This window comes from Arthrobacter sp. efr-133-TYG-104 (assembly GCF_030208915.1).
Classification (GTDB): domain Bacteria; phylum Actinomycetota; class Actinomycetes; order Actinomycetales; family Micrococcaceae; genus Arthrobacter.
This window is the reverse complement of sequence record NZ_JARVTA010000035.1, coordinates 1-10,908: the sequence shown is the minus strand read 5'-3', so window position 1 is coordinate 10,908 and position 10,908 is coordinate 1. Positions and strand designations below refer to the sequence as shown.

The window sequence follows — 10,908 nt, the reverse complement described above, 5'->3', positions numbered from 1 at the left end:
CCATCTCCTTCGCCTTCAACGCCACCCAACGCACCGCCACCACCAAATAACACCCCCAAATATCACCAAGCAGCGGCAGCACCCCCACGGCGGAGGTCCCCGGGCACCCCGAATCTTGGCCGTGTCGCTGTCAATCCGGCCCAAGACTGGGATAAGCTCCTGCCATGGCACGCCGCAGTTTTCTTCAGTGGCCGGTCGTCCGGCAGGTGACCTCGGGCGATCTACTGGGTCGTGGGCCCGCTGTGACTTCGCCGCACACGCAAGCGATCACCCCCCGGACCGCCACCGCAGACCGCGTCGTACAGAGCGTGTGCCCGTACTGCGCAGTTGGCTGCGGGCAACGCGTGTACGTCAAGGATGAGAAGGTCATCCAGATCGAGGGCGATCCCGATTCGCCGATTTCCCGCGGCCGCCTCTGTCCCAAAGGGTCAGCCAGCGAACAGCTCGTCAACTCGCCCGGCCGCCAGACCAGTGTGCTGTACCGGGCGCCCCGCTCTACGCAATGGCAAACCTTGGACCTCGACACCGCCATTGACATGGTGGCAGACCGTTTCATTGAGACCCGGCGCAGAACCTGGGAGCAGGAAGACGAAAAAGGCCGCCTCCTCCGCCGCACCATGGGCATTGCCTCCCTGGGCGGCGCAACCCTGGACAACGAAGAGAACTACCTGATCAAGAAGCTCTTCACCGCCGCCGGGGCCGTGCAGGTCGAAAACCAAGCCCGTATTTGACACTCCGCCACGGTTCCCAGTTTGGGAGCCTCATTTGGTCGCGGTGGTGCGACTCAATCACTGCCGGACATGGCTAACGCAGACTGCATCGTCATTCAGGGTTCCAACATGGCGGAGTGCCACCCAGTGGGTTACCAGTGGGTCGCGGAAGCCAAGGCACGCGGAGCTAAAGTCATCCACGTGGATCCCCGTTTCACGCGTACGTCCGCGGTGGCTGACAAGCACATTCCCATCCGGGCTGGTTCCGACGTCGTGCTTTTGGGTGCCTTGATCAACTACGTCATCTCTCATGACCTCTGGTTCAAGGAGTACGTGAGCGCGTACACCAATGCGGCAACGTTGGTTCATGCCGATTACCGTGACGCCGAAGACCTCGGCGGCCTGTTTTCCGGATTCGATCCCGAAACAGGTGCGTATGACCCCTCTTCGTGGTCCTACGCAGAAGAGGGCGGCGACACCATCGACGAGCCCGGCCCAGGAACGGAACACGGCTCCGATGCTTCGGACCGTGCCGCCGGCCATACGTTCGGCAGCGGTGGCCCTCCCTTGGAGCACGCTAAAGTCCAGCGGGACGAAACCCTGCAGGACCCCCGGACCGTCTTCCAGATCGTGAAACGGCATTACGCCCGGTACACGCCGGAGATGGTGCAGCAGATGTGTGGCATCACCACCGCCGACTTCGAGTACATGGCGCGTGCCGTCACGGAAAACTCCGGACGTGACCGGACAACGTGCTTTGCCTACGCCGTTGGATGGACCCAGCACACCTTGGGAACGCAGTTCATCCGTGCTGCTGCCATTTTGCAGCTGTTGCTGGGAAACATGGGCCGCCCGGGCGGCGGAATCATGGCACTCCGTGGCCATGCCAGTATCCAGGGCTCGTCCGACATCCCCACGCTGTTCAACTTGTTGCCTGGATACTTGCCGATGCCCAGCGCCGGCCGTCATGACACTTTCCGCGAGTTCGTCGAAGCCATCGGGTCCAAGAAGCAGAAGGGCTTTTGGGCTGAAGCTGATGCCTACGCGATCAGTCTGTTGAAGGCTTGGTGGGGCGACGCCGCCACCAAGGAAAACGACTGGGCCTACGATTACCTTCCGAGGCTTAACGGGCCGCACGGTACCTACCAGACCGTGATGTCCATGCTCGAGGACAAGGTGGAGGGCTACTTCGTTCTCGGTCAGAATCCCGCCGTCGGATCTTCCAACGGCCGCATGCAGCGCATGGGTATGTCCCACTTGAAGTGGCTGGTTGTCCGCGACCTGAACCTCATCGAGTCCGCGACCTGGTGGAAGGACGGCCCCGAGATCGAATCAGGAGAACTGCGGACCGAGGACATCGAGACCGAAGTGTTCTTCATGCCCGCAGCAACCCACGTGGAGAAGGCGGGCTCGTTTACGCAAACCCAGCGGCTGCTCCAGTGGCGGCACCAGGCTGTGGCGCCACCGGGACAGTGCCAGAGCGAGCTGCAGTTCTTCTTCCTGTTGGGGCAAAAGATCCGTGAAAAGCTGGCTGGCTCCACCGATGAACGGGATCGCCCGCTCCTTGACCTGACGTGGGACTACCCAGTTGACGAACACGGCGATCCGGAGCCCGAAGCCGTGCTCGCTGAGATCAACGGCCGCCATCTGACGGGTCCGGATGCGGGCAAACCGCTTTCCGCCTACACCGAGTTACGTGCAGACGGTTCAACCTCCTCGGGATGCTGGATTTACACCGGCGTGTATGCAGACGGGGTAAACCACGCCGCCAACAGGAAGCCCGGCCAGGAACAGGGGCCCGTAGCGCCTGAGTGGGGCTGGGCATGGCCTGCCAACCGGCGTGTTCTCTACAACCGTGCATCGGCGGACCCGGCCGGGAAACCATGGAGCGAGCGGAAGAAGTACGTCTGGTGGGACCAGGAAAAGGGCCAATGGGTTGGCGACGACGTCCCCGACTTCCCGATTGACCGTGCCCCTGGAAGCCGGCCTGACCCTGAACTGGGTGGTTCGGCCGCATTGGCTGGAGATGATCCTTTCATCATGCAAGCCGACGGGAAGGGGTGGTTGTTCGCCCCGAAGGGTCTTGTGGACGGCCCGCTGCCCACGCACTACGAGCCGCAGGAATCGCCTGTGTCCAACGCACTCTATCCGCAGCAGCAGAATCCCGGAAGGATGACGTACGGCCGCAAGGATAATCTGAGTGCACCAAGTGCCGGCAGCCCCGGTGCGGACATCTATCCGTACGTCTTCACCACGTACCGCCTCACCGAGCACCACACGGCCGGCGGGATGAGCCGTTGGCTGCCCTACCTTTCGGAGTTGCAACCGGAAATGTTCTGCGAAGTCTCGCCCGAGCTCGCTGCCGAGCGCGGACTTGAGCCATTTGGTTGGGCCACCATCATTTCGGCACGGTCCGCCATTGAAGCGAAAGTGCTGGTCACCGACCGGATGACCCCCCTGACCGTAGCGGGCCATACCGTTCACCAGATTGGGCTCCCCTATCACTGGGGAGTTGGAACGAACGCGATTGTCAGCGGTGACGCCGCCAACGACCTTCTGGGCGTGACACTGGACCCGAACGTCCAGATCCAGGAATCCAAGGCAGCCTCGTGTGATATTCGACCCGGCCGCCGGCCCCGGGGCGCGGACTTGCTCGCCCTGGTGGCGGAATACCAAGCACGTGCAGGAATAACGCCCGAAACCGGAAATGCCCGAATCACCGATCCGGGCAGCGGCTCGACGTTGGAGGACTAGATGGGACAGCTGTCAGGACCAACGGACCCGGCCGTGGACGCCCACTGGGAGCAGCACGAATCCCGCAAGGGGTTCTTCACGGACACGTCCATTTGCATCGGTTGCAAGGCCTGCGAAGTAGCGTGCAAAGAGTGGAACCACAATCCCGGAGACGGGAACCTGGAACTCCTCGGATCCTCCTATGACAACACCGGGGCACTCGGGGCAAGCACGTGGCGGCACGTCGCGTTCGTGGAGCAGGGTCAGGAACGCATCAAGGAAGCACGCGAGACAGGGCGGGCACTCGTGAGTTTGGGAATGCCCAAATTCGGTCCTCCCTCTCAGCCGGACCTTGCGTCTGCGGATACGACCCCGCCTGACACGGCTGATTTCCGTTGGTTGATGTCCTCGGACGTCTGCAAGCACTGCACGCACGCCGGTTGCCTCGACGTCTGCCCCACAGGAGCCCTTTTCCGCACCGAATTCGGCACTGTGGTGGTTCAGGACGACGTATGCAACGGTTGCGGAACCTGCGTTGCCGGATGCCCGTTCGGCGTGATTGAACGGCGCAGCGACGGCACGGCCATGGTCGCCTCCGAACGGAAGGAGCAGCACACCGACCATCCTGATATTCCGAACGTAGGCGTCGCGCAGAAGTGCACACTCTGCTACGACCGACTTGTCGACGATGAGACGCCTGCCTGCGCCAAGGCATGCCCGACGACGTCCATCAAGTTCGGTGACCACGCCACCATGGTTGAGACCGCCCGCGAGAGGGTGGCAGAACTGCACGCGCAAGGCCTCACCGAGGCGAGGCTTTACGGGGCCAACGAGCTCGACGGCGTCGGCGGAACCGGATCGGTCTTCCTGCTACTTGACGAACCCGAAGTGTACGGACTTCCGCCGGACCCACGGGTGCCCACAGCCGACCTGCCCCAGATGTACCGCCGCGCAGGGATGGCCGTCGCCGGCATGGTCGCTGCCGCCGCCTTTGCTTTCCTCGGAGGAAAAGCGTGACCCACTCAGAGTTCGATGCCTTCCGTCCCCCTGAGCCGGCGCGTCGTCGTCGAACGGGCGGCGTGCGCAGCAACGGACAGCGCAACAACGGACGGCGCCGCGACGGCGGTGACGGTTCACGGGAAATGCCCATGGTCCCGGAGCCGGAATTCAGCTCGTACTATGGCCGTCCCGTGGTCAAACCAGCGCCTTGGGCAGAGGACGTTGCAGCATATTTGTTCCTGGGCGGCGTGGCCGCCGGTTCGGCGCTCCTTGGCCTCGGCGGGCAACTGACCGGCCGTCCCACGCTCCGCCGGAACGCGCGGCTGGGTGCGCTTGGGGCGGTAGGGCTGGGTGCTGTTGCCTTGGTCAAGGACCTTGGCAGGCCTGAGCGCTTCCTGAACATGCTGCGCACCTTCAAGGTGACATCGCCCATGAGTGTGGGTTCCTGGATCCTCAGTGCGTTCAGTGCCGGCGCCGGCGTGGTTGCCGTGGCGGAGCTCGATCGACTGACGGGGGCCCGGTTGCCGTTGGGCCCGCTGCGGACTGTCTTGCGGGCAGTGGAAGGCCCTGCAGGATTCGAGGCAGCCATTTTCGCCGGGCCTTTGGCGGCGTACACGGCGGTGCTTCTCGGCGACACTGCCACGCCCACATGGAACGCCGCCCACGAGGAATTGCCGTTCGTCTTCGTCAGTTCCGCCGCACTGGCCTCTGCCGGGCTCGCCATGATCACCACTCCCGTCCATGAGGCCGGTCCGGCACGGAAACTTGCCGTCGTCGGGGTTATGGGGGATGTCCTTGCAATGCGCGTCATGGAACACAGGATGGATCCCGTGGTTGCCGAGCCACTGCACCTGGGCAAAGCGGGGACCATGCTTAAGTGGAGCGAACGGCTGGCCATCGCAGGAGCTCTGGGGACTTTGCTGGGAGGACGCCACAGAGTGGTCGCCGCTGCCTCCGGTGTGGCGTTACTGACTGCCTCCGCGCTGACCCGGTTCGGTGTCTTCGAAGCGGGGCTTTCCTCAGCAAGGGATCCGCGCTACACGATCGAACCGCAAAAGAAGCGGCTCGCGGCGCGCAGGGCCGCTGGCGTCACCAACGATTCGATCACCACCGCCAACTGAGGGATCAGCGGATTTCAATACCGGGAACCGCAGTGGTGTATCCGATCACGGGATATCCCGGCAATTCTCCGACCACCAGCAGGCCACCGGAGGTCTGCGCGTCCGCGAGAAGCAGCAGGTCATCCTCGCTGACTCCGGGTGCGGACCGCAGATGTGGACGCACCCAATCGAGGTTGCGCCTTGTTCCACCTGAGACGTAACCGTCCCGCAGTGCCTGCCGGGCGCCGTCGACGACGGGCACTGCAGCCACGTCTATCACCGCGCCGACGCCGGAGGCCCTGCACATCTTGTAAAGGTGTCCGAGCAAACCAAAACCCGTGACGTCGGTTGCCGCCCGTGCGCCCGCCGCCACCGCGGCGTTCGCGGCATCGCGGTTCAGGCCCGTCATGGTTGCGATGGCTTCGGCAAACACTTCACCGGTCTGCTTGTGCCGGTTATTGAGCAGTCCGACGCCGATAGGCTTGGTGAGCGTCAGCGGCAATCCAGCAGTGGCGGCGTCGTTCCGCAGCAGTTGGTCCGGGTGGGCCAGACCGGTTACCGCCATGCCGTACTTCGGCTCTGGATCGTCGATTGAATGCCCGCCAATGACCGGGCACCCGGCCTCGGACGCGATGCTGAGGCCACCCCGGAGGACTTCGGTCATCAGTTCCATGGGCAGCACGTCGCGGGGCCAGCCTACGAGGTTGATCGCCATGACGGGGCGACCACCCATGGCATAGATGTCCGAGAGCGCGTTGGCGGCAGCGATCCGGCCCCAGTCAAAGGCGTCATCCACAACGGGAGTGAAGAAATCGGCCGTGGAGAGGACGGCAAGCCCGTCCGCGACCCTGACGGCTGCGGCGTCGTCGCCACTGTCGAGACCCACCAATACATCGGCCCCGGGCTGGCCCGTGAGGCCCCGAACGGCGTCTTCGAGTTCGCCGGGTGGAATTTTGCACGCACACCCACCCCCATGGGCGAAGCCGGTGAGCCGGATGGCGCCTGCGGCATGCTCGTGAAGTTTCGGGCTGGACATGGGGGCGTGGTTCACCTCCTTAGCGTACCCCTGCCGATGATCTGCTAAATTGAACGCGGTGGCGTCCGGGTCCTGGTGGGCCCCCCGGTCTTCAAAACCGGTGAGGCCGAGCATCTCGGCCTGGCGGGTTCGATTCCCGTCCGCCTCCGCCAACTACGGGCAACAACCCGCGGACCGAGGAGGGACCATGAGCCACATCGATCCGCGCCGCCGCATACCGCGCACCGACGATCTGTTGGGACTGCCCGCCGTCCAGGCCGCGCGGGAAAGGCTCAGCGGCCGCGTCATCGGCGAACTCGTCCGCCAGGTCCAAGAGCAGGCTCGCCGCGGTGAGCTTCCACCCGATGAGGTTGAACCTGCCTTGCTGGCCACGGTGGCCACGCGTACTGCGACTACCCTGCTCCCGGTGCTGAACGCGACAGGTGTTGTTGTCCACACCAACCTCGGCCGGGCCCCGCTATCCGGGGCGGCCGTCGAAGCGCTCTTGGCGGCCAGCGGTTATGTAGATGTGGAGCTTGACCTGGCTACGGGCACGCGTTCGCGCCGTGGAGCGGGAGTCCGCGCAGCGTTGCTTGCGGCCTGTCCCTCGGCGGAGGACGCTTTGGTGGTCAACAACGGCGCCGCAGCACTGGTACTGGCCACTACCGCATTGGCAGCGGCTCCCCCCGGCACTGCCCCCATGGGCCCCGGCAAGGAAGTCGTGGTGAGCCGCGGGGAGCTGGTGGAAATCGGCGCGGGCTTCAGGCTTCCTGACCTGATCGAATCCACAGGTGCCACTCTGCGCGAAGTAGGCACCACCAACCGGACCCACCTGCGTGACTATGAGGCAGCCGTCGGGCCTAACACCGCTTGCATTCTCAAGGTTCACCCCAGCAACTTTCGAGTGGATGGCTTCACCTCCGCCGTGCCGTTACGCGAACTTAGCGCCCTTGCCGCGGCGCGCGGGACCACACTCGTCGCGGACTTGGGCAGCGGCCTACTGGCGCCCGATCCGCTGCTGCCGGAGGAACCCGACGTCGCCACAGCCTTGGCAGGCGGGGCCGACGTCGTCATAGCCAGCGGTGACAAGCTCCTGGGCGGTCCCCAAGCTGGTTTGCTGCTGGGCACGTCCGCGATGATCTCCCGGCTGGCCACACACCCTTTGGCCCGGGCTGTCCGCGCCGACAAACTGACCCTCGCCGCGCTCGAGGCCACGCTCAATGGCGGCGAGCCGCCGGTGGCCCGGGCGCTCCATGCAACCTCAGCGCAATTGCGGAAACGGACTGATCGGCTGGCCGCGGCGCTCGGGGTACCTGTGATGGAGCATGACGGCCGGGTTGGCGGCGGTGGCGCTCCCGGCGTCCCACTGCCGGGCTGGGCACTGAAACTCCCTGCAGCACTGGCCCACACCCTGCGTACCGGCGACCCGGCGGTGCTACCCCGCGTCCACGACGGCTCCTGCTTGGTGGACCTGAGATGCGTGCCCGAACAAGACGACGACCTGGTTCTCCAGGCAATTCGTCAGGCCACGGCGAAGCTGCGAGGCCCGGAACGTGCTTTGGTGGCGGGCACCGAAGAAATTGCCGGACGGACGGCCTAGGCGGTGCATGTTGTCGCCACCGCCGGGCATGTCGATTGCGGGAAAAGCACCCTTGTACGGGCCCTCACGGGCATGGAACCGGACCGCTGGGAGGAAGAGCGACGCCGGGGCCTGACCATTGATTTGGGTTATGCCTGGACCGAGCTGCCATCCGGGCGTGATGTCGCGTTCGTGGATGTCCCCGGGCACGAGAGGTTCCTCGGAAACATGCTCGCCGGCATCGGGCCGGCACCTTTGGTCTGCTTTGTGGTTGCTGCCGACGAGGGCTGGCAAGCGCAGTCGAGCGACCACCGTGACGCGGTCGCCGCCTTGGGCATCGAACACGGCGTTATAGTCCTGAGCCGCATCGACAGGGCTCCGGGGCGGGTTGACGACGTGCTGGCCAGAACCCGGAGTGAGCTGGCCGGTACCGGGTTGCAGAATGCGCCCGCCGTGGCCGTTTCCGCCCCTGCGGGTACGGGACTAGCAGAACTGCGAGCCACCCTCGACGACGTACTGGCCACGGTGCCTTCACCCACCGCGTCGGGGCGGGTCAGGTTGTGGGTGGACCGCTCGTTCACCATCGCGGGATCGGGAACCGTGGTGACCGGAACGCTCGCAGCGGGAACGCTCGTTCAGGGTGACCGATTGGAATTGCTGGGCCACGACGGCTCCCGTTCGGTTGCCGTTCGGGGGCTGCAAAGCCGCGATACGTCGTACTCGTCGCTGGGGCCGGTCAACCGGGTCGCACTGAATCTGCGTGATGTTTCCGCTGGTGATGTCCGGCGCGGCGATGCGCTGCTCACCCCCGGTGCTTGGGTCGCCACGAGCGTCCTGGGTGTCCGACGTACCACCGGCGTCAGCTACACCGACGTACCGGAACGCCTGATGGTTCACGCTGGCACAGCGGCGGTGCCGTGCCGGCTGCGGCCCTTTGATGCCGACCACGCGCGGCTCGTGCTCGACAGGCCTTTGCCATTGGTCCTCGGCGACCGCATGGTGTTACGCGATCCGGGGAGCCGAATGGTCTTGGGCGGAGCACAAGTCCTCGACGCCGACCCCCCGGCGCTGCGGCGCCGCGGCGATGGCCTCCAGTGGGCGAAGCGCCTTTCGCGCCTGGACGCCGGTGGAGATCTGCTCGGCGAAGTCGCCGGCCGTGGTGCCATGGAGGAACAGCATCTGCGCCGGCTCGGCCTGCTGCCCGGAGCCGATGAAACAGGACACGACGGCGCTGCTCCTACCGCCGTTGCTCCCGATGGGGTGAAGGTCATCGGTGGTTGGTGGGTCCACGCCCCGCTTTATCAAGCATGGCAGGAGCGGTTGCGCACGGAGCTGAAAGCACTGCATGAGCGGGACCCACTCACCCTTGGCCTGTCCCAAGGTGCGGCACGAGACCTGCTTCAACTTCCGGCCGAGGCGCTGCTGGGCCACGTGGTTCGCGATGCGGGCCTGGAGCAGGACGCTGGTCACGTACGGTTGGCGGGCAGCGGCGGTGAGCTTGGCGCCGTCGAACCGGCCGTCTCAGCTGTGGAGGCCAAACTTGCTTCAGCCCCCTTCAGGGCCCCTGAAGCCGATGAACTGGTCTCGCTCGGTTTGGGTGCGCGGGAACTGGCTGCTGCCGGACGCGCCGGGCGGTTGCTGCGGTTGGGCGATGGTGTGGTCCTGCTGCCGACGGCACCGGCGTTGGCCATGCGCGAACTCGCACGCTTGGAGCAGCCCTTCACCACGAGCCAGGCCCGGCAGGCGCTGGGAACAACCAGGCGGGTGGCAGTTCCGCTCCTGGAGTACCTTGACTCACGGGGTTGGACCCGACGGTTGGATGCCGGTCACCGAAGTGTGGTGCGCTGACTCTTCAAGGGCACGCGACGTTGTAGTCGAAGGCACCGGAGATGTATTGGGTCAAGGCGACTTTGCCGCCGCCCGTCAACGGCGCGGTGGTGCATTTGCTCTTTGCATCGGCCAGTGACGCGGCCCCTGGGATCCAGCTGTTCAGCGTGTAGAGGTTGCTGGTGAACGGCACGGTGCCGGTGATCCCGCTCCACTGGAAGGTGGTCGAGTAGAGCCCGGTCCGGGCGCCAATACTGATGAAGTAGGCGGCCATTCCTTCGAGGTCGGCCCTGTTGGCAGCAGTATCAGTTGACCAGCTGTTGCTGGTCTCCACATCCAGCCACCAAATGAAGGAAGCCGGGTTTTCAACCCCGCGCGCTGTCGCATCGTCATAAGCCTTGGCATAGCCGTACATGTAGGAGCAGGCCGCGCCGACGGAGCCGGGGGTGCAGTTGCCGTAAGGGTTGGTGACGGCTTTTCCGCCGTACGTGTTGCTCTGAGGCCACCACGACCCGGACGTGCCAGGGTTGCCGGTGTTGACGTAGAGGGCCACTGCGGGCTGACTGGTCCCGCCAGAAGAGGTGGCAGCCCAGGATAGCTGCGTACTGAGACATGGATTGGTAGTGTCCGCACGGCCTCCATTGACACCAACGATGGCGAAGGCCTGTCCGCTGGGAAGAGTCGAGCCGCATTGCGGCCAGGAGACATCGTTGCCCACCGCTGGGTGGGTGAGCTGGTAGAAGCGGTACATGAACGCCGCCATGGCGTCCCTGGCCACAGGCAGGAGTGGCCGGTATGTCTTGGAACTGTCCGACTCGGTGTATCCGGTGCTGATACCGGTGGAGGCCAACCAGGTGATCTCCTTATAGAACGTGGTGCTAGGCGTGACATCCGTGAAGGGTGAGTTCTGCGGGGCCGTGAACGCCGGGGAGCCGGCCAGGCGGT

General features: G+C 65.0%; 7 protein-coding genes and 1 tRNA gene. 6 read left to right on the top strand and 2 right to left on the bottom strand.

Features of this window, described 5'->3' with window-relative positions; all coding sequences use genetic code 11:
- The first annotated feature begins 164 nt into the window (after positions 1–164).
- Genes fdh through nrfD form a run of 3 tightly spaced genes read left to right on the top strand, consistent with a single transcriptional unit; the run spans position 165 to position 5,563 of the window.
- On the top strand, positions 165–3,464 hold the full coding sequence (gene fdh, locus QRN04_RS17510; RefSeq protein ID WP_284977307.1) for a formate dehydrogenase: 3,300 nt from the start codon (positions 165–167) through the stop codon (positions 3,462–3,464).
- The gene (locus QRN04_RS17505) at positions 3,465–4,460 is read left to right on the top strand and encodes a 4Fe-4S dicluster domain-containing protein (protein ID WP_284977306.1); all 996 of its coding nucleotides are present in this window, start codon (positions 3,465–3,467) and stop codon (positions 4,458–4,460) included. It begins immediately after the preceding gene.
- On the top strand, positions 4,457–5,563 hold the full coding sequence (nrfD, locus tag QRN04_RS17500; protein ID WP_284977305.1) for an NrfD/PsrC family molybdoenzyme membrane anchor subunit: 1,107 nt from the start codon (positions 4,457–4,459) through the stop codon (positions 5,561–5,563). The genes QRN04_RS17505 and nrfD overlap by 4 nt, the downstream gene beginning before the upstream one ends.
- A 4-nt stretch (positions 5,564–5,567) precedes the next feature.
- Here the strand turns inward: nrfD and selD are convergent, their stop codons facing one another.
- Positions 5,568–6,578, bottom strand: a complete 1,011-nt coding sequence (gene selD, locus QRN04_RS17495) for a selenide, water dikinase SelD (protein WP_284977308.1) — start codon at positions 6,576–6,578, stop codon at positions 5,568–5,570.
- 57 nt (positions 6,579–6,635) lie between these two features.
- On the opposite strand from selD, the gene QRN04_RS17490 reads away from it, so the two are divergent.
- The 3 genes from QRN04_RS17490 (at position 6,636) to selB (ending at position 9,984) form a co-directional block, all read left to right on the top strand.
- Positions 6,636–6,730, top strand: a tRNA-Sec gene (locus tag QRN04_RS17490).
- Between the two features lie 35 nt (positions 6,731–6,765).
- A complete protein-coding gene (selA, locus tag QRN04_RS17485; protein WP_284977304.1) occupies positions 6,766–8,157 on the top strand; it encodes an L-seryl-tRNA(Sec) selenium transferase in 1,392 nt (463 codons plus the stop codon).
- Between the two features lie 3 nt (positions 8,158–8,160).
- Positions 8,161–9,984, top strand: coding sequence for a selenocysteine-specific translation elongation factor (gene selB / locus QRN04_RS17480; protein WP_284977303.1), 1,824 nt, complete (start codon positions 8,161–8,163; stop codon positions 9,982–9,984).
- A 4-nt stretch (positions 9,985–9,988) separates the two neighbouring features.
- On the opposite strand, the gene QRN04_RS17475 is transcribed toward selB, so the two are convergent.
- Positions 9,989–10,908, bottom strand: a 920-nt coding sequence (locus QRN04_RS17475; protein WP_284977302.1) for an S-layer homology domain-containing protein, incomplete at its 5' end; no start/stop codon positions are given.